The sequence below is a fragment of the Armatimonadota bacterium genome (assembly GCA_020354555.1).
Lineage (GTDB): Bacteria > Armatimonadota > Hebobacteria.
The window spans coordinates 3,537,073-3,556,714 of sequence record CP070648.1 but is presented as its reverse complement, the minus strand read 5'-3'; the positions used below and the strand labels follow the sequence as shown (position 1 = coordinate 3,556,714).

Here is a 19,642-nt window from a genome sequence, read left to right as displayed (position 1 = left end):
CATCGTAGAGCGCGACCACGTACTCGGCGTCGCGGATCTCCCGGCCGCGCCAGCGCTTGCGCGACAGGGGGGTCAGCCATTGCTCGCGCCAGATATCGCCGAGCGGCGCGGTGCGCATGGGCTCGAGAGTTGAGTACTCGTCGCCCGTGGGGTCGCCGTCGTAGTAGCGATGTCGCAGTCTCGCCGGTGGCTCGTATGGGGTGTGGGTGTCCCAGTAGTGCACCAGGAGAAAGAAGGGCTCATCCGCGTGGGCGCGCAGGCACGGGATCGCGCGCCGGTTGATGCCTTCGCATGTCACGGACAACCGCATCTTCGCGCGGTGGCTGGGATCAATGTAGAACTCGTAGCCCCGCGCGAACCACGGCCGCATCGAGTACAGGTTATCCACCGCGCACGTCACGAGGCCGGCCTTGCGCAGCTCCTCAGTCACGAAGGGATGGTCGGGGCCGAGTTGCTCCGTGCCGCCGTGGGAGATGATGCCGTGGGTGAGTGAGTACTGACCCGTGTAGATGGTGGTGAACGACGGCTGGGTGGGCACGGCGGGCGCGAACATGCGGGTCAGGAGCGTACCTTGGCCTGCCAGGGCGTCAAGGTTGGGGCTAGTGTCCCGCCCGTAGCCGTAGCAGCCGAGGTGGTCGGCGCGCAGGCTGTCAATCGTGATGAGCAATATGTTGAACGGCACGTGCTCGACCAGCCCCGGAACGACGCATGGCGCGACGGTGTCCAGCCGTTCAGTTGGTGAGCCGGTGCGGCAAGGAAAGCAGGGCACCACCAGCGCAGCCGGATCGCCCGATGTCTTGGGCACCGTAGATTCTGCGACAGAACGCCTGTTCCTTCCGATCGGCACGGTGCGGCCGGGGAACGTCCGCTGGCCCCGCGGTTCCTTTGGTGCCGGTGTATGACCAGCGAGCCGAAGAGACGGTGTCCGCGATGTGAAGGGTGCCCTACCATGTGGAATAATATGCCGAACGACCTATCGGACGCCGGGCGGCCGGCCGCAAGAGAGCCGGATTGGCCCCTCTGGGCGCGGTGGCGCCCACAGCTCAGATCCCGTTCCGATACGGCGCACACGTGCCGCGTGGCGTTTTGGTGTGCCACGCAGCGGAGGTAGAGCATGGAGGGATACTCGCTCGCCGAGGCCGGGTATAGCTACGGAGGCATGAGGGTCATCGCCTTCGCCAACGAGAAGGGCGGGGTGGCGAAGACGACGTCGTGCGTCAACCTCGCCGCGGCTCTCGCCCACCGGGGGCATTCCGTGCTGTGCATGGACATGGACCCGCAGGCCAATGCCACCCTCGCGTTGGGCTTTGATTCCGATGCAGTCGAGGCGCAGTCCCATCTGCTGCTGATGGATCCTCGGTTCCCTCTCGAGCGCTTGATCGTCGAGAGCAAAGTCCCGAACCTTGAACTCGTCCCGTCTTGTTCCAACATGAACATGTGCAACAAGACGCTGGTCGCCGAGGTCGGACGCGAGGTGCGACTGCGCAACAAGCTCCTCGATCACGCGAAGAGCGTGTTCACCAAGAAATACGATTACGTCATGATAGACTGCTCGCCGTCGCTCGACCTGATCACGGTCAACGTGCTCATGGCGGCGACGGACATGGTCGTGCCGGTACAGGCGAAGTTCTATTCCTTGCAGGGCATGTCGCTCCTGGCCGAGACCGTAGCGTCGCTGTACGAACAGCTCGATCCGCGGGTCAAGACGTTGGGCATCCTGGTCACTCTTTTCGATCGCGGCACCGCGCTCGACAACGCCATGTACGCGCTGCTCAAGGAGAAGATCGAAGCCGAGTACGGCGATTTCATGTTCCGCACGGTGATCGGCAAGAACATCGCGGTCAGCGAGACCGAGGCGAGGGCGACGCCGATCGTGCTCAGCGATCCGAGCGCGCCGGCGGCCAAGGCGTATGATGCAGTGGCCGACGAGCTGCTCGAGCGTCTGGCGCGCTCCAACTAGCGCGCGATAGGTGGGAGGTTCACGGTGACAGATCTCAACGGCCAATGGATGCAAAGCAGCGAAGCCGCTGACGACGCCAAGGTCCTCATCACGATTTCTACCTCGGAGGCCGAGGGCATGATCCGCCGCTGGGGAGTGGTCTCCCAGGCGATCGGCGACCTGTCGGTGGAAGCGATGCTGCGGGGCGCAGTTGACGACGGCGTCCTCGATCTCCTGCACTCCCAGCGACCCGAGCAGCACGCTAGGGAGCAAGAGGTCACGACAAAGGTCAAGGCCATCCTTGATTCCGGATACCGCGTGTTCGTTCGCGACGCAGACGATCCGATTGATTCCGCGCGAGCGGATCGCATACAGGCGCGCTCGCTTCTGAAGCCCGGCAACCCAGAGCAGCAGACCGGGGCCTTCTATGTGCTGCACCTGACCGTCGAGCCGTTCGGCGCGGTGGGACTCGCAGCGCGCCGCGACAGCGCCGGCGCCGCCAATGCCTCCGACGCCCTGTGCCACGGCATGTCTGCGACGACCTCGGCACCCGCGATGGAGCAACCTGCTCCGGTCGCCGCTGTCGCAGTAGCTGCGGCTGACGGCAATCAGAATGCCCCTGAGACGCATGACGAAGCCGGAGTCGAGCTTGTGGCCGCGGCAACCGAGGAGCCGCAGGACACGCTCGCCGCCCTCGGCGGATATCACGTCGAGGAGGAGGCGACAGAGCCCGCCATGGCTGCGGCGACTGAGAATCTGCAACCCGACGGAGTTGCGGAGTCGGTCGGTGAGATCCTCGAGGCGGAATCGCCGGAGCCCGTCGCCGTGTCGGCGGCAGTCGAGGCGCCGGAGGATCACGACGAAGCCATTGCGCTGACGGAAGAGGTCCCCGCCGAGGCGGTCGTGGGGCAGCCGAAGAAGTACGCCACCAAGGCGGAAGCGCTCACGGATCAATTCCGTCCGAAAGTCGCCGCGCTCGATTTCCGCGGCCTGTTCGCGGGCAACTTCGGGTTCCAGCGCGACACCGTGGTGGATGTCACGAAGCTATCAGTTCTGAGCCCGCAGACGATCAGCGCCTATCTCATGAAGGCGAACTCGCTGCGTCAGTCCGGCGAGCACGAGAAGGCTCTGAGCTACTACCGGGTCCTGCTTAAGTCCGACCCCGACAACGCAGACTACCGCTTCCTGTACGGCAAGACATTGATAGAGATGGGACGTATCCAGCCCGCGCGCGAGTGTTTGGAGCGCGCGCGCGAGTTGGGGCACGAGAATGCGGCGCGCGAATTGGAGCAATTGGATGAGCGCGAGGTGAAGAAGCCGGCGCTCGGTTTCCTACAGTTCTGGCGCCGTGCCGAAGCGAAGCGCTAGCGAGGAAGTACCACCGGTTCGCGACCGGTATGAGTAACGCAGGATAGCACCCCGGTCCATCGGACCGCCCACAGCGAACGGCCTCCGGCTTTGCCGGAGGCCGTGACCTTTCCGCTCCGCTGCACGCGGCCCGAGCTACTCCCGCGTCGGCAGCTTGAGCTTGTCGCCTACCCTGATGTTGTACGGCGCCTTGATGCCGTTCAACTCCGCGATCTCCTCCGCGCGTCGTCCGTCGCCCAACTGACTACGCGCGATGGTCCACAGAGACTCGCCGTCCTTGACCGTGTATGTCTTAGTCGAGGGTGGGCGCACCGGGGCGGGGGGCGGCTTTGGTGTTGGAGGAGCCTTAGTCGCCGGCGCGGGTGGCGTCGTTGGCTGCGGCGCAACCGGTGTCACGGTAGCGGCAGGGCTTGCAGCGTCGGGCGCCCCTTGTGATGCGCCGCCGGGCGTCCCGCCGGAGACCGCCTGCACCGCCGACTCGAGCGCGGTGACGCGCTTGCTGAGATCGTCCGCGGCCCGAGAGGAGTAACCGCCCGAGGATCTCGCGGCAAGCCAGATGATTGCGACGAGCAACACGACGAACACGACGGCGCCGAGCCAGGCTCTTCGCTGCTGCGCCTGACGCAGCCGTTCCACTTGCCGTGTCAGGCGCCGCACCGCGCCGTGAAGATCCGCTCCCGCGGGCCCTTCGCCGTAATGACGTCCGCGCAGCGCCTCTATCGCTCCCCGCGCCCGCTTCGCCACGACGTGGTCGGGGAACTGCGCGATGATATCCTCAAGGGCGCTCAGCTCCTCTTCCTCTTGGCCGAGGGCATGATAGCAGTGCGCGATGGAGAGATAGGCGTTGGCAGCCCAGCGGCTGCCGGGATGGTCGCGAATCAACTCCTTGTACGCCTCGATGGCCTCGGCGTACAGGCCGGTTTCGACCATGTCCTTGGCGATGGTCTCGAAGCGCTGCTGCACGTCTTGCTCCGAGAAGTCTTTATGCCCCTGTCCTGTCACTGTACGCTCCCTCCGCCGCTAGTTCGGCGTTCGCCCGTGCGCATCCTGCCGCTTTATCCCACTGTGGCCACGCCCTGACGCAGCCGCCAGTCGAGCGCGATGTACGTCAGCGCTGCCGCGACCAGGAGCAGCCCCCAGGCCGCCGACAGTACCCCCGAATCATTCAGGAAGAACGACACCCCCGACGCGACGGCGGCGCAGATCAGCCCGAGGCCCAGCGGCGACCCCGCCTGCGCCTCCTCAGACACCGCTCTGCTGCGCCCCATCGCGGAGCCGGCGATCACGGCCAGCGCGGAGACCAACACCCAGGTGGCAATCGTATGGCGTGCGAGGAGCCAGTTGAACGCCACCTTGCGCGAGAATATCGCGATCATCTGCGTCAGTCCGCCGTGCCGGGCGGCCTCGAACGCCCTGCCGATGTGGGAGCGCCCCTCGGGGGCGATGAGCCAATTGGCGCCACCCACGAGGACTCCGGCGGCCAAGGCCACGACGACGGCTATGAGCAGGTGTCGAGCCTTGAGCTGAGGGCTGTAAAGGCCGAGCGCCATCAGACCGAAACCGAGCGCGGCGGGCACCGCAATGCCGAAGTTGGCGCCCATCGCGGGATGCCCGATGGCTATGATGACGCACGCGAGGAGCAACGCCGAGGCGAGACGGACCGCACGGCCCGGCTGCCGCGCGCCGAGCCATCCCCCGAGCGCAAGCGGCACCGCCGCAAGGAGAACCCCGCCCAACTCGTTGCCCAAACCATAGTAGCGCGCGCCGACCGTCACCGAGTAACTAAGGAGTGAGTCCTGCACCAGATTCTGTCGCAGAACGAGGTCCGCGCACAACACCGCGGCGAACACACCGGCAACCCACGCGTAAGGCGGCGCCCAACGTCTAAGAGAGCGCGCGCCAGCGTACACGACAGTCGTGACGGCGATGACGCACAGCAGCGCGATCAAGGGAGTGAGCGCGACACGACCCGGAAACACCAGCGCGCCGAGTGGAAAAGCCATGACGAAGAGCGCGGCCTCACGCAGCCCCACCATGACGCCGCGGGGCATCGGCCCGCCCAGTATCAGGAGCGCCGCGATCACAGTGAATACCGCAACCACAATCCCGCTGATCCGCTTGAGCACGTACGGGCGGTTGGCCTCCACGCGGGCCTGGTCTTGGTGCTGCCGCGTGACGTACCCGAGCGCGTCGCCGCCAGGCGCGGGGCGGACATACATCGGTCTCCCGATCGCTTCTGACGGGATGGCGACGCTGAGGAACTGGAGCACGTCAGGCGCGAGATCTACGTTAGCCACGACGCCAGCGCGCCGCGTCGAGGGGCTGCTGAGCAGGCCGCTCGAGATGCCGTCGCCCCACGCGATGATGGGCAGGAGCAGGTCGCTCCGTTCGCGGGGGTCGTATGCGGCCGACGGCGTCACCAGGTAGAGCCGCCAGGGGCGCCCTCGCATGAGCCCCACGATATGAGCGAGGAACGTGTCCATCCGAGCGACGGCCGCCAGGCGTTCCTCGTCTACGCGCTGCGGGGTCATCACCTGGCTGCGGGCGTTGATCCGCGACAAATCGCCCGTCTCCACGGCGATGACCGCGGCTTGTTTGAGCGCCCGGTGCAGTTCGTCGGTCACCGCCGCGTAGTCCGTCATGAGGGGTGGTTCGAGTCCGGGGTCAGGGAGGTGCATGCTGCGGCCGATGTCGCCCACCGGGACGACGCCGGATTCGTCCATGACGATGGTGGCGATATGGCGGCGATACTGATACGGGAGGTCCGCGTTGCCGATGGCGGCGGTCTTCAACCCGGCCCGCCGCAGCGACTCGCCGATGAGGCCGAGCCGTAAGGGGTACGTCGCCTCCGCGTTCTCGCGCTGGACGTGGGGCAAGGCGATATACCCGAGAGCACCCGGAGGAAGCACGCCTCCGGTGCGGGCACGAAAGACGGCGGGCGCATCGCTGCCTTCGTAGGACTCGTTGTAGTTGAGAGCAAGTTCCGCGAGATCCGGGTCAAGTTCCGCCGATATCCGACTGCTTGCGCCGAGGGTTAGATACGCTGCGGGAGGAGTCGCCAGCCCGGCCGTCCGGCCGTTCATCAGCCCCACGGCGCACTCCGGCAGCCACCGTCGGATGAACGGCGCAGCCGGGCCGGTGTAGTCCTCCCACGTCGCCGTGTCGGCGACGACGAGGATCACCTTATGCTCGACCCGAAAGACGGTGCGGGCGCTGGCCTGTCCGGCCAGCGCGGCGGCGAGTGCAAGAGCTGTAAGGATCAACCGCATCGGTCACCCGTTGGCCAGGTCACGGTATATCGTATCCACATATGTTTCCTCGGTGCGTTCGATCATTCGTGCCAGCGAAAAGTCGCGTTCGACCCGCCGACGCCCGGCCTGACCGAGCGCCGCCGCGCGCTCCGGATCCGCGAGCAGGGACGCGACCGCTGCGCTCAGCACGCGGGGATCGCCGGGCGGGACGAGGATCCCGGTCTCGCCGTCCAGGACGACTTCGAGCACCCCGCCGACCGCCGTGGCAGCGACCGGCTTGCCCCACGCCATGGCTTCCATCGCGGTCAGAGATGAGCCTTCGCTCACCGACGCTACCACCGCCACATCGAAGGCTTGGGCCAAGGCGCCGGCATCGGGGCGATGCCCGGCCAGCACTAAGCGATCGGAGAACTTCAACTCTCGCGCGAGCTTCTCGACGTCGGCCCGCAGCGGGCCGTCGCCGATGAGCACGAACTGCACGTCGGGAAACGTCGCGCCGACGAGCGCGGCTGCCCGGACGAAATCGAGCGGCCCCTTCTGGGCCGCAAGGCGGCCGACCATCCCGACCACTACGCCCGTTGCGCACAGCCCCAACTCGCGACGCGCCCACGCCGCGTCGGGTCTTCGGAAGCCGGCGAGATCTACCCCGTTGGGGATTGTCAGCAACTTGTGCGGCGCGTCATCGGCGATACCTGCAACCTGGGACCGCAAGCTATCGGAAACCATGATGATGCGATGCGAGCGGCGTGCGATGAGCCGCAGCAGCCAGCGAGCGCGCCACCCGGCAACGGGGCGCGCGGTGGTGGAAGTCATGAAACTGTGCAGTGTGCACACGAGCTTGGCGTCCGGGGTCATTCGACGCGCGAACGCTGCCGCGGTAGCGGCGGAGTAGCCGTGCGCGTGCACCAGATCGATTCGTTCGCGGCGCACAAGGCCGGCAAGGCGAAGCGCCGCAATCCCGCTGCGCCAGGGCGGCGCCGCGAAGCCCAGGGCATGCACCGCGCACGAGTGCTCCGCGGCTACTCGTGCCGCCGGGTCCTCGGACGGTCCCGCGAGTGACACGTCGAAGCGGGAACGATCCAGCCCGCGCACGAGGCTGGCGACGTGCTGCGCCATGCCGCCCACGGCCGGCCCCACCGCGAGCAGCACTCGCATTAGCCCGCATGCCACCGGTGTCCCCGTGACCGCTCTCGATGCGATGCTCAATGACCCTCCTCAACTGCTCGCGGCGCCGGCGCCGCCGCGTCACCCGAAGCTCTTCCGGGATGGGGTTCTTGGGCACGATTCCCGGGTTGGGGAGCCGTCCGCCAACACCCGAACCCCGTCATCGGTACCTTCGCCCTGCGCGTCGGGGCAATTATAGATGGTTTGAGTTTGTGTTGGCAAGGAATGGCGGCTCTTTCAGTTCTAGCGAGAGGAGAGCCGCCGTCAACCGCGAAGTACTTGATGCGTAAGCCCGACGGGCACGGGCGGGGGCGTCGTACCTCGATCCGAGGTGTGGTGCGGAGCCGCTGTGCCCATCTGAGGAGCGCGATGCGCAGCGCGGCAGGTCAGGCGCTGCGATTGCCGTCATTACCCCCGAGGAGGAAGCACGCATGCTGCTGCCAAGCAAAGAGATCATCGCCAAGGCTGAGGACGGAGGCTACGCGGTCGGCGCTTTCAATGCCGTGAACATGGAGACGGCGCAAGCCGTTTTCGCCGCGGCGGAGCGGGAACGCGCGCCGTTCTTGATACAGATCACTCAGACGACCCTTGCGTACACCGAACCCGAGGAGCTGTTCGCCGTCGTTCGCACGCTGGCGGACCGCTGCACCGTCCCCGTCGCGTTGCACCTCGACCACGGGCGCTCGTTCGATCTCGTGATGAGGTTCCTGCGCCTGGGCATGACGTCGGTGATGATTGACGGCTCGCTCCAGGAGGACGGCAAGACGCCGCGCTCCTACGAGGAGAACGTCGAAGTCACACGCAAGGTCGTCGCGGCCGCCCACGCGATCGGCGTCACGGTCGAAGGCGAGATCGGCCGCCTCGGTGTCATCAAGGGCGAGCATGAAGATCACCTCACGAATCCCGCCGAGGCCAGGAAGTTCGTTGACGACACCGGAGTTGATCTGCTCGCCGTGGGCATCGGCACGACGCACGGGCTGTACAAGGGCACGCCGAAGATTGACCACGACCGATTGAAGGAAATCAACACGGCGACCCCCGTGGCGTTGGTGATGCACGGCGGCACCGGCGTCCCCGATGACGCGGTGCGCAAGGCCGTCGAGCTTGGCATCCGCAAGATCAACATAGACACGCAGATTCGCGTCGCCTTCTTCGATGCGGTCGCCGAGCAGGTGCACAAGACCGAGAAGGAGCATGCCGAGGCCGAGGCCAAGGGCGATGTCCGCAAGTACGATATCCGCAAGCTGCTCGCGCCCGCCCGCGACGCCATGGTCGAGGCCATCGCGGAGAAGATGCGGCTGTTCGGCTCGGCCGGCAAGGCCTGAGTGGGCGGAAGCCCGGCAGGTTGATCGCGACGTGCGACGCCGGTCAGGTGACTGACGGTAGCCCCGGCGGCAGCCATGCGTGATCATACCGGGCCCAGGTTCAGCATAGCCGACGACCCCGCTGTCTACCAAGCGTTCCCCGACGTGGTTCTGACCGCGTCGGGGAAGCTGCTTCTGGTGTATCGCGAGAGCGATGCCCACGTACCGACGTGGACGCGCATCATGCTCACGGAAAGCGCCGACGAAGGCGCGACGTGGAGCACCCCGCGGGAGCACCACCGCCTGTCGCAGCAAGAGCACGGCTGGACCTGGAACTGCCCCCGCCTCGCCCAGCTCTCCGACGGCAGGATCGCTCTGATCTGCGATCGCCGCGATCAGGTCAAAGAGCGCCTCTGCAAGTGGGAAAACGTGATCTGGTGGAGCGAGGATGAGGGACGCGCGTGGCCGGAGCCGCAGAACACCGGCTGCCGAGGCTACGTGCCCGACCGAATTCTGGAACTGGATGACGGCGCGCTTCTCCTCGGCCTTCAGCACTACGACCAGAGCAGTCAGCGGCTCATCCAACGCGTGTTTCGCTCGACGGACAGGGGTGCGACCTGGGGCGAGCCGGCCGTGGTGGCGTCGCATCCCGACTACAACCTCTGCGAAGGCTCGATCATGCAACTCCCATCCGGCGAGTTGCTGTGCTTCATGCGTGAGAACTCCGGCAAGGGATACCCGACGTTTCTCTCGCGCTCGAGCGATCGGGGACAAACGTGGTCGCCGATCGAGCCCACGGACATGATCGGCCATCGGCCCGTGGCCGGGCTCCTGCCCGACGGGCGCATTCTGGTGACGTATCGCGACGTGGGTGGGAGCTGGTCCTTCTGTGCCTGGCTGGGAGACGAGACCGGCAGGGGGCGGATCCTGCGCATCGAGGAGGACGCCTCCAGGCGGGCCGGGGACTACGGGTATTCCGGCTGGGTGCGATTGCCGGACGGGCGCATCTTCATCGCCTACCACCTGCGCGGCGACGCGCCCACGTCGCGCGTCCGTGGGTGCTATCTCAGCGAGAGGCACTTCGATTGACTGGTGGCCGGGCCGAATGATGAAACGGATCGTCACAATGATGATCGTCGCGACGATGGCTGGTGGCGCCGGGAGCGCCGGAACCGGCGTGCAGTTGGTAAAGGACGGCCGCGCGGTGTGCAGCGTGATGCTGCCTCGCGAGCCGACAGCCGGCGAGCGCGCCGCCGCCGATGAGCTGCGCGCGTATCTCAGCAGAATGAGTGGCGCCGAGGTCCCGCTCGGCAGTACAATGCCGACCCGCATCGTCCTGGGACGGGCGGCGTCTTTCGAGAAAATGCCGTTCGCGGTCCCTCAGCTTCAATCCGAGTATTTCCTGATGCGCACCCACGCGGGTGACCTCTATCTCATCGGCGCGGATGAGGCGGCGGTGTCGCATGCCGTGTACACGCTTCTGCGCGACCTCGGTTGTCGCTGGTTCATGCCCGGCGACATCGGCAAGGTCGTGCCTCAGCGCTCGGATATTACCGTTGGTCCGTGCGACCGCATCGAAGGCCCGGACTTCAACCTGCGCAGCATGTGGTACGCCTGGAGTTCAAGTGACCCGGAGAACACGCCCGCCGCGCGTGCGCGCTTCGCCGAGTGGTGCCGCCGGAACCGCACCGGCGGCGCCAAGGTGGGGATGGGTCACAACCTGGTTCACGGGCCACTGCCGCCCGACACATACCTCAGGGATCATCCCGAGTACTACGCCCTGGTTGACGGCGTGCGCAAGCCGACTCAGCCGTGCACATCCAACCCGGCGGTCATAGACATCGTCGCGCGCGAGGTGATCCGCTACTTCGATGACAACCCGGACGCGGTCAGCTATTCGCTCTCCCCTGAGGATAACGCGGAGTTCTGCCAATGCGCGAATTGCACCGCCCTCGACAGCGGACTGACTGATCCGGGTTTCAGCGATTACCCGGTTGTTACCGACCGCCTCGTGCGTTTCTACAACGCCGTTGCCGAGCGGGTGCAGGAGAAGCATCCGGGGAAGTGCGTCGCCTTCTACGCGTACTTCAATCACACACTGCCGCCGACGACGGTGAAGCTGCACCCGAACGTCCTGGTCTCCGTCACCGCCCAGCAGTTCTGCACGGTGCACTCCGTAACTGATCGTCACTGCGCCTCCCGTCGCAAGATGGCCGGCATCATTGAGGAGTACGCGCGGCAGACCGACTACGTGTACGTCCGCGAATACGACCCGATGCCCGGCTCAGCCGAGCTGCCGACCCCTCTTTTCGGCGCACACCTCCGCGACATGCCATGGTACAAGCGGGTCGGCGTGCGCGGGTTCTCATGGGAAAGCCACAAGTCGTGGGCGACACTCATGCCGAATCACTACGTGCTCGCCGAGATGATGTGGGATGCCGACCAGGATCCGGACGCCCTCCTGGCGGACTTCTACGACGCGTTCTTCGGCCCGGCGGCGGCTCCGATGAGACGATATTATGAAGCGCTCGAAATGGCATTCGCACGGTCCGAAGCGCACCCGGGCTGGGGTACCCGCGAGTTCCCCGCGATATTCACCGACGAGATCCTGTCGCACTGCCGCGCCGCGCTGCGTGAGGCACGGCCGCGCGCCCGCAATTCGCCCTACCGCGAGCGCGTGCGCATGGTGGCGTTCGGTTTGGCGTACCTCGAATCGTGGCTCAACCTGAAGCGCGCCGTCGCCGGGGCGGACTATGAGGCGGCGGTCGCGGCGCGAGACCGCACGCTGCGCCTGCTCGACACGCTTTCCGGCGTCAATGGGGATTTCGTTTCTGGTTCCGAAGCCCGCGGCGCGATCACGCGCGACGATAACGAACTCGGCTGGATCCTGCCGTACTCTCGGCAGTTCCGCCGAAACAACGATGTCATTGCCGAATTACCCAAGCTGTGGCGCTTTCGCAGGGAGGCGGACGAACTGGAATCGTCGGCGTGGGCCGGCGCTGACTACAACGACTCCGCGTGGGGCATGATCAGCACCGATTCTCAGTGGTGGGAGCAGGTATCGGCACCGCTCGAGAACTGCCGCGCGTGGGTCAGAGTCAGCTTCGCCGTGCCCGACGCGTTCCGCAACAGGCGCATCATCCTTCGCCTGGGCGCACTCGACGAGGAAGGATGGCTCTACGTCAACGGCGCTCTCGTCCACCGCCGCATGGCCGAGGGCGAGAACTGGGCGGAACCATTCGAGGTGGACATCACGCACCAAGTCCGCCTCGGCGAGCGCAACGTGCTCGCCGTGCGCGCTCAGGCCGAGACGACACTTGGAGGGGTGTGGCGCGGAGCGGTCATTTACTCGCCCAGTGGGCGTTGAGCAGGATCGTCGAGCGCGATCTCTCGCTGCGGCGACGGCGGCAGCGGTTTGAACGCAGCCTCCGCGGCGAGGTCGACCGCGTCCGAGGCGCTGACCACACGGGCGCCTAGCTCCCCCAATCGCTTCGGCCCATCAGCAAACTCAGTTTCGTCCCAGCGCACTGCGAGTACGGAGCGAGCGGCCGCCAGGGCGCGCCTGGCTGTCGCGAAGCTGCCGCCGCGGCTCCTGCACTGCGCCACGACGACGGCCTTCGCCAGGCCCGCCTGAATCCGATTGCGCGCGAGCAGGGCTTCCCGGCTCGCGCGGGCGCCCGGCGGGATTTCCGACAGCAGCGCGCCGCGGCGCGTTATCTCCTGCGCCAGACGGTGATGACGCTGCGGTGTCACCCGGTCAATCCCGCTGCCGAGGACGGCAATGGTGCGGCCCGCTTCGAGCGCCCCGCGATGCGCCGCTCCGTCCACGCCGCGCGCAAGGCCGCTGACGATGGTCACGTCACGATCCGCTAGACCCCGCGCGATGGCGGTGGTGGCGGCTATCCCCCCGTCAGATGGTGTGCGCGTGCCGATGACCGCCACCGCCGTGTGGTCCCGTGCGAGCAGTGATCCGCGTACGTAGAGCAGGGGAGGCGCGTCGCGGAGTGCGCGGAGATTCGACGGATACGACTCGTCCTCAAATGTGAGGAGGTGTGTGCCTCGCCGCTGGAGGTCCGCCGCGAGGTCCTCGAAGTCCCCGACTCCGGCAGCGAGCCGTTTGAGTTCTTGAGCTTGCGCCGGGCTGAGAGAACCGATGGCGACGAGTTGTTCCACGGATGCCTGGAGCGTCGCCTCAGGTGAGCCAACGCCCGAGACCAACCGCCGCAGCGTGACCGCGCCCGCCCCGGGCACATGGTTGAGCACGAGCCAGGCCAGGGTCCGGGGGTTCATGCGTTTCGCGAGGTTGAGGCCGCGCAGTTGGGGCAGGGCCGTTCCTCCCACGCCTCGATAACGCTCGTGAACACACGTCTAACGGCGTCCATGCGCTCGCTCATCTGCGACGCGATTGCCTCGTGATCAAGCGGAGTCTGCTCCACGCCGGCGGCCCAGTTGGTGACGACGGCGAGGCTCGCGTAGCAGATGCCCAGTTCGCGCGCCAGCGGCGCCTCGGGGACGCCGGTCATGCCGACGATATCCCCGCCGAGACGCGCGAACATCTCGATCTCCGCCGGCGTCTCGAACCGCGGCCCTTCGGTGCAGACGTAGACAGCGGCGGGGTGCAGCGCGTCCCCGAGGAACGTGCCCGCCCTGTGCAGCGCCGCGCGCAGTCGGGGGCAATAGGGCTCGGTCATATCAGTATGACGCAACGGGGCCGACCCGTCGAAGAACGTGCTGCCTCGCGTGCGTGTGAAGTCAATGAACTGCACCGGGAGCGCGAAGTCTGAGGGCTGCATCACCGTGTTGAGCGACCCCACGGCGGCCGATGCCAGAATGCGGGTGACGCCGAGCGAGTTCAGCGCGGCGATGTTGGCGCGATAGTTCACGAGATGAGGCGGGATGTCGTGGTCCCGCCCATGCCGAGGAACAAAGGCAACCTCCTGGTCAGCGAGCGAGATGACGTCAACCGTCGCCGCGCCGTAACGCGTCTCGATCTGTCGCTCCTCGGCCTCGCCACCGAGGGAATACAAGCCGGTCCCGCCTATTATCCCGAACCGCACCTGAATGCCTCTCTCGCTGTCGGCATGTGACCGCCGGTTGAGTTCCACGCCTGGACGCGAGCACCTGCCGCGCCGCAGGGCTGCCGCCGGCGTGAATGCGTGCGCGCCTACGCACGGGACACCCACGTGGTGGGTCGGCCCTGCGAGGGAGTACCGCAGGCATGGTAGCGGCTATCGGGCGGCACGCGAGAGCGGCCGGATTCGTACCTTCGCGTTGCCGGGGGAGGGGAGTCTATGGATGCCATGGGCAGCATTTCCTCGCGGAAGGGCGATTGACAGGTGTGAGAAGTATGGTATAATCCAATGTGATATATCCCCCCCAGGGGGAGGGGATATGAGCAGTCAGGAATGCGAGTGCGAGGTGAATGCCATGCCGACGGCGACACACGCTGCGACCCACACGCACGAGCGGATATTCGAGGACATCTCGAACCGCCTCGCGCGGGCAGAAGGCCACGTGCGCGGGATCAAGCGCATGTGGGAGGAGGAAAAGGGTTGTCCCGACGTTCTGCTCCAGATCGGCGCGGTGCAGGCCGCGCTCAAACAGGTCGGTCGCATTATCCTCGAGGAGCACATGGAGTCCTGCCTCCTCGATGCCGCGAAGCGCGGCAAATACGACCAGGCGTTGGCGGAGCTGAAGGACGCCCTCAAGCAGTTCATCTAGCGCTCATCGTTCGGGCGCGCACGCGCGGCGCATCCTCGGCGCGGCTGGGCCGCGGTCCGGAGCAGGCCGTGGCGCCGCGCACTACGCACCTCAAGCGCAGTACTAACAACTCAGGCTAGCGCGTGGCGCCGCTGGGGGTGACGGCACGCGGGTTTTCATTGAACGGAGGCGCTATGGAGTACATGCTGATGCTGGCTTCCGCATTTGGTCTCGGGGCGGCCCACGCCTTGGAACCGGGCCACGGCAAAACCGTCGTGGCCGCGTATCTCGTAGGCTCTCGAGGGCGTACTGTTGATGCCATAGTCCTCGGCGGTGTGGTGACGCTGACGCATACCTTCAGCGTGTACGTCCTGGCGATAATCGGGGCGGTTGCCGCGGCCTACCTCGTGCCGGAACAGGTCGAACGCTGGCTCGCCATAGGTTCCGGCCTGCTGGTGGTGTCGGTGGGGGCATGGATGATCTATGTTCGCACGAAACACGGCCCGCCCGTACATCGGCACAGCCACGCCGACCATTCACACGCGCATCATCATTCGCACAACCCGGGCGACGGATCGCATACCGACGATCATCATCACGATCATAGCGGCACTCATGCCGGCACGCACGCGGATGCAGCCGCAGGGCGCCGGGTGGGCATCGGCCCCCTTGTGGCACTCGGGGTATCTGGAGGAATCGTGCCCTGCCCGGCGGCGCTGCTCCTGATCCCGGCAGCAATCGGGCTGGGTGCGATCACAAAAGGGCTCACGCTGGTAGTGAGTTTCAGCCTCGGCTTGGCGCTCGTGCTGATGGCGATCGGGATCCTGACCGTTAGGGCCGCCGGATTTGCCTCCGGCTGGCTGGAGCGCGGCGATTGGGCGCGGCGCATGTCCATAGCCAGCGCCTATTTCATCACCCTCCTGGGATTGGCGCTCGTCGTCAAGGCCTTGTGGCTTGCCCCCCACGCTCATTAGACTCCCCCCGGAGCCTCTCGCCAGCCATCAGACCCGGACGGATCGCAACGGCAGAACCTGCGCCGTCCACTCGCCATGGGGGAATTGTCCTCCACGGCGTCGAAGCACTTTCCCGGCGGCAGGGCCGCGCCATCCGTCTCGTCCAGGGTTGTCGAGGCGAACAGGCGCGTGCTATAATGCCGCTGGCAATCCACAGGCGTCGGAGCGCCCGACTTCGCAGGAGGGTGTGCTACTAATGGCGGCAGTCAAACTGCGGGACCTCACAAAGCATTTCGGCAAAGTGGTCGCGGTCGAAGAGCTGACCCTGGACATCCATGACAAGGAATTCCTCGTCCTCGTCGGTCCCTCCGGGTGCGGCAAGACGACCGCCTTGCGCATGATTGCGGGTCTCGAAGAGGCGACCGAGGGCGAGATCTTCATTGACGACCGCCTGGTCAACGATGTGTCGCCGAAGGACCGCGACATCGCGATGGTGTTTCAGAACTACGCGCTCTACCCCCACATGACGGTGTACGACAACATGGCGTTCGGCCTCAAGCTGCGCAAGGTGCGCAAGGCGGAGATCGAGCGGCGCGTGCACGAGGCCGCGCAGATGCTCGGGCTGATGACCCTGCTCAAGCGCAGGCCGAAAGAGCTGTCCGGCGGCGAACGCCAGCGCGTCGCTCTCGGCCGCGCGATCGTACGCGAGCCCAAGGTCTTCCTGATGGACGAGCCGCTGTCCAACCTCGACGCCAAGCTGCGCGTACAGACACGCGCGGAACTCATCAAGCTCCACCGCCGCCTCGGCATCACCACCATCTACGTCACGCACGACCAGATCGAGGCGATGACCATGGGCGACCGCATCGCCGTCCTCAAGGACGGCTTGATGCAGCAGGTGGACACCCCGATGCAACTCTTCAACCACCCGGCGAACCTGTTCGTCGCCAGCTTCATCGGCAGCCCGGCGATGAACTTCATCCCCGCGACGGTGGTGACGACGAACGGCACCTACTTGGTTGATGCGCAGGATTTCAAGCTCAAGTTGCCCGAGTCTCACATCGAGCGCGTGCGGGACAAGGTGGGGCAGAACATTATCTTCGGCATCAGACCGGACGATATCTACGACCGGTCGCTGCCGACGCCGGTGAACGCGACCGAGGACAACTCGATCAAGCTCACCGTTGACGTGACTGAGCCGATGGGCGCAAGTGTCCATGCCTATCTGACCAGCGGCACCCATACGCTCATCGCGGATCTCGATGGTGATACGGAAGCGAAGGACGGGCAGCCGCTCGACGTCATCTTCGACATGGAGAGCAGCCACGTCTTCGATCCCGAGACGGAGAAGGCGCTGATATAACCCCGCTTCGGACCTCGATGCGCATCGGGCGAGACCTCGGCGCGTTTGCGCCGAGGTCTCTCTTCGGGCGCAACCTGCGGTCGCGGCAAGGCCAGACGAGAAGCCCGGTCAATGGCGAAAGAAGAACAAAAGCTCGACTTGGTTGAGCATCTGGAAGAGCTGCGCACGCGCGTCATCCGCAGCATCATCTACATCGTCATCGGCTTCGCGGCCGGCTGGATGTTCTATAACCAGATCTTTCACCTGCTCATGGCACCCCTGACGAAGCCGATCCAGCTGGCCGACGGCAAGATCATCCTGCAGATGGTGACTGAGGGCTTCATGACGCGCTTTCAGGTCAGCGCGGTTGCGGGCATCGTGATTGCCGTGCCGGGGGTGCTCTATGAGCTGTGGGCCTTCGTCGCTCCCGGGCTGACGCGCGATGAGCGGCGCGCCGCCGCGCCGCTGATGCCCGCCGCGCTGAGCCTGTTCACGGCCGGCGTGGCGGTGGGTTATCTCATCATTCCGCGCTTCGTTTCGTTCATGCTGTCCGCCGCTTTCCGGCCCGAGGGCGTTGAAGCATACCTCAATATGCAGCGCCAGGTGACCATGGTCGCCAAACTGCTGCTTGCCTTCGGCCTGTGCTTTCAACTTCCGATCGTGCTCACCTTCCTCATCAAAGCCGGTATCATCTCGCCCGAGTTCCTCGCCGCGCGGCGCAAGGAAGCCGTGATCGGCATCATGATTCTGGCCGCCATCGTCACGCCGACGTGGGACTTGCTGACCCTGCTCGTCCTGGCTGGCCCCATGTTCGTGCTCTATGAGGCCACCATCTGGTTCGCGCGCATCACCGAGCGGCGTAAGCGCGCGGCGGAACGCGCCGAGGCGGAGACCGATGTGGACGAGACTCCTGTCGAGTAGGCACGCGTGGCGCGCTCTTGTCATTGCCTGTGCCCTCGCCTCGCTAAGCGCGACGGCCCGCACGGAGGAGCCCAGTGACGCCGCGCAAGTCCATCACGCCGTGTGGCGCGCGCGCAACCACCTCGTCGTTGATGGCCGGCCCACCCCACTCTTCTGGGCAGTCGGCCTCTCAGACCCCAGCGACCTCGGCGCGTATGCGTCCCTCGGCCTCAATGCCGTCGAGATCGTCATCGCCAGGCCATCGGCGGAGACGTGGGAGGCCGCGGAAGGTATCGCTGGGGCGGCCACTGCTCGAGGCATGTACGTACTGGTCACCCTGACTCCGCCGAAGGAGCTGACCCGCGGACCCGTCCGCGGGTTCCGCGTCAGCCCGCTCGACGCGGCTTATCGCGAGGCGGTGCGTGCGTACCTGCGGCCGGTCGTCGAACGCGGCGGCGAATTGCCGGGGTTAGTGGCCTGGGTCGTCGAGGGCGTGGATGCCGACAGCCTGCCATACAGCGCGGCCGACTTCGCCGAGTACCTGCTGCGGTGGCACGGCGGCCTCGCCGCGGTTCGACGCGCATGGGGCACCGCCATCGGCGATGCGGCAGGTATCACGGAGAGCTTTGTCGCCGAGCTTGACTCCCGCAAGCCACTCGGCGTCGGGCGCGCATCGCTCGATCTGGCGCGCTACCGCTCGGAGGTCTACCGCGAACTGCTCGATGTGTGGGCGCAGGAGATTCGTCGCCTCGACAGCAAACACGTCGTTCTCGCCGGCCGTCAGCGCAGTTATCGCGCGGCGATTTCCGTGCCGGCAACGTGTGACGGCATGCTCCTCGGTCTCTATCCGGATGTCGCGGAAGATGACCTGGCGACACACAATGTGCATGGAGTGGACGTCGCCCGGCGCGGCAATCAGTTCGCGGCGTTGCCGGTGCTGAAGCTGTCGGCGGCGCGGTCAGGCGCGCAAGCGGCGTCGTGGATCGCCCAGGCCGTTCTGCATGGCGCAGCCGGGATCGGTTTCGCCCACTGGCGCGACATTCGCGCGAACGAAGCGCTGCGACGGGACGTTCGCGCCGCGCTGCTCGTCACGCACGAGTTGAGATTGTGCCCGCGCGTTCCGGCGGCGACCGCGGCGTTCCTGTACGAGCCATGGGCCGCCGGGGGATTTGCCGGCGGCCGGCCACTCTACGGGTGGCTTACCGGCGCGTCGGTCAGCGAGCCGGGCGCGCTCTTTCGGGCTCTCGGGAGGGGGACGGCCTTTGGTCAGGTTGATTACCTGTCCGAGTCGAGCCTGGCGGACGTGCGTCTCGACCGGTACGGCGCCATCGTCGCTCCTCTGGCGTTATCGCTGGGATCCTTCGCGCAGGCGGCGCTTGTGGGCTATGTGTCGCGAGGCGGGACGCTTCTCGCCGACCTCGGCGTCGGATTCGACGATACCGCCAGCGTCACGCGTTTGCCGCGCCAACTGGGCGAGCTGTTCGGTGTCCGGTCGGTGCCGGGAGAGTTGCAGGGCCCGGTGAGCTTCATAGCGATGACGCAGCATCCGCGGTTTCCGTCCCTACGGCGCGAGCTGGGAACCGCAAGCGCCGCCAATCCCGCGAAGTTCGATCCACCTATCTCCTACGTCGGCCTGTGGGCGGGCGCGGCACCGGTGCTCGCGGAGTGGAGCAGCGCCCCGGCTTTCGCGGGGATCATGGCGCGGCCGTATGGGAAGGGCT

At 66.3% G+C, this 19,642-nt stretch carries 16 protein-coding genes; 10 read left to right on the top strand and 6 right to left on the bottom strand.

Annotation, left to right across the window (positions count from 1 at the left end; translation table 11 throughout):
- On the bottom strand, window positions 1-805 hold an 805-nt coding region (locus JSV65_14540), incomplete at its 3' end, for a sulfatase-like hydrolase/transferase (protein UCH33769.1).
- A gap of 309 nt (window positions 806-1,114) precedes the next feature.
- Here JSV65_14540 and JSV65_14535 point away from each other — a divergent pair.
- Both JSV65_14535 and JSV65_14530 read left to right on the top strand, forming a co-directional pair.
- Entirely contained in the window at window positions 1,115-1,960 is an 846-nt protein-coding gene (locus JSV65_14535) for a ParA family protein (protein UCH33768.1), read from the top strand.
- Window positions 1,961-1,984: 24 nt separating this feature from the next.
- On the top strand, window positions 1,985-3,307 hold the full coding sequence (locus JSV65_14530) for a tetratricopeptide repeat protein (protein UCH33767.1): 1,323 nt from the start codon (window positions 1,985-1,987) through the stop codon (window positions 3,305-3,307).
- Window positions 3,308-3,442: 135 nt separating this feature from the next.
- Here the strand turns inward: JSV65_14530 and JSV65_14525 are convergent, their stop codons facing one another.
- The 3 genes from JSV65_14525 to JSV65_14515 are packed head-to-tail and all read right to left on the bottom strand — an operon-like array spanning window position 3,443 to window position 7,764.
- Window positions 3,443-4,309, bottom strand: coding sequence for a LysM peptidoglycan-binding domain-containing protein (locus tag JSV65_14525; GenBank protein UCH33766.1), 867 nt, complete (start codon window positions 4,307-4,309; stop codon window positions 3,443-3,445).
- A gap of 53 nt (window positions 4,310-4,362) precedes the next feature.
- Complete coding sequence (locus tag JSV65_14520; protein ID UCH33765.1) at window positions 4,363-6,570, bottom strand: hypothetical protein; 2,208 nt, start codon at window positions 6,568-6,570, stop codon at window positions 4,363-4,365.
- Between the two features lie 9 nt (window positions 6,571-6,579).
- Window positions 6,580-7,764 carry a glycosyltransferase family 4 protein gene (locus tag JSV65_14515; GenBank protein UCH33764.1) on the bottom strand — a complete coding sequence of 395 codons (1,185 nt, stop codon included), beginning with the start codon at window positions 7,762-7,764 and terminating at the stop codon, window positions 6,580-6,582.
- Window positions 7,765-8,153: 389 nt separating this feature from the next.
- Between JSV65_14515 and JSV65_14510 the strand changes: the two genes are divergently transcribed.
- The 3 genes from JSV65_14510 to JSV65_14500 all read left to right on the top strand — a co-directional run bounded on the left by JSV65_14510 (window position 8,154) and on the right by JSV65_14500 (window position 12,393).
- Window positions 8,154-9,047: a class II fructose-bisphosphate aldolase gene (locus tag JSV65_14510; GenBank protein ID UCH33763.1), complete on the top strand. Its 894-nt coding sequence runs from the start codon at window positions 8,154-8,156 to the stop codon at window positions 9,045-9,047.
- A 75-nt stretch (window positions 9,048-9,122) separates the two neighbouring features.
- Complete coding sequence (locus tag JSV65_14505; protein UCH33762.1) at window positions 9,123-10,115, top strand: exo-alpha-sialidase; 993 nt, start codon at window positions 9,123-9,125, stop codon at window positions 10,113-10,115.
- Between the two features lie 16 nt (window positions 10,116-10,131).
- Complete coding sequence (locus JSV65_14500; GenBank protein ID UCH33761.1) at window positions 10,132-12,393, top strand: DUF4838 domain-containing protein; 2,262 nt, start codon at window positions 10,132-10,134, stop codon at window positions 12,391-12,393.
- On the opposite strand, the gene dprA is transcribed toward JSV65_14500, so the two are convergent.
- The gene (gene dprA / locus JSV65_14495; protein UCH33760.1) at window positions 12,372-13,316 is read right to left on the bottom strand and encodes a DNA-processing protein DprA; all 945 of its coding nucleotides are present in this window, start codon (window positions 13,314-13,316) and stop codon (window positions 12,372-12,374) included. The two genes, JSV65_14500 and dprA, sit on opposite strands and share 22 nt — an antisense overlap.
- Window positions 13,313-14,089, bottom strand: a complete 777-nt coding sequence (locus tag JSV65_14490) for an S-methyl-5'-thioinosine phosphorylase (protein ID UCH36790.1) — start codon at window positions 14,087-14,089, stop codon at window positions 13,313-13,315. Before JSV65_14490 ends, dprA begins: the two co-directional genes overlap by 4 nt.
- 364 nt (window positions 14,090-14,453) lie before the next feature.
- On the opposite strand from JSV65_14490, the gene JSV65_14485 reads away from it, so the two are divergent.
- The 5 genes from JSV65_14485 to JSV65_14465 all read left to right on the top strand — a co-directional run.
- Complete coding sequence (locus JSV65_14485; protein ID UCH36789.1) at window positions 14,454-14,747, top strand: metal-sensing transcriptional repressor; 294 nt, start codon at window positions 14,454-14,456, stop codon at window positions 14,745-14,747.
- A gap of 173 nt (window positions 14,748-14,920) precedes the next feature.
- The gene (locus JSV65_14480) at window positions 14,921-15,700 is read left to right on the top strand and encodes a high frequency lysogenization protein HflD (protein UCH33759.1); all 780 of its coding nucleotides are present in this window, start codon (window positions 14,921-14,923) and stop codon (window positions 15,698-15,700) included.
- A 235-nt stretch (window positions 15,701-15,935) separates the two neighbouring features.
- The gene (ugpC, locus tag JSV65_14475; GenBank protein ID UCH33758.1) at window positions 15,936-17,042 is read left to right on the top strand and encodes a sn-glycerol-3-phosphate ABC transporter ATP-binding protein UgpC; all 1,107 of its coding nucleotides are present in this window, start codon (window positions 15,936-15,938) and stop codon (window positions 17,040-17,042) included.
- A gap of 111 nt (window positions 17,043-17,153) precedes the next feature.
- The gene (gene tatC, locus JSV65_14470) at window positions 17,154-17,942 is read left to right on the top strand and encodes a twin-arginine translocase subunit TatC (GenBank protein ID UCH33757.1); all 789 of its coding nucleotides are present in this window, start codon (window positions 17,154-17,156) and stop codon (window positions 17,940-17,942) included.
- Window positions 17,917-19,642, top strand: a 1,726-nt coding sequence (locus tag JSV65_14465; GenBank protein ID UCH33756.1) for a hypothetical protein, incomplete at its 3' end; no start/stop codon positions are given. The genes tatC and JSV65_14465, both read left to right, overlap by 26 nt.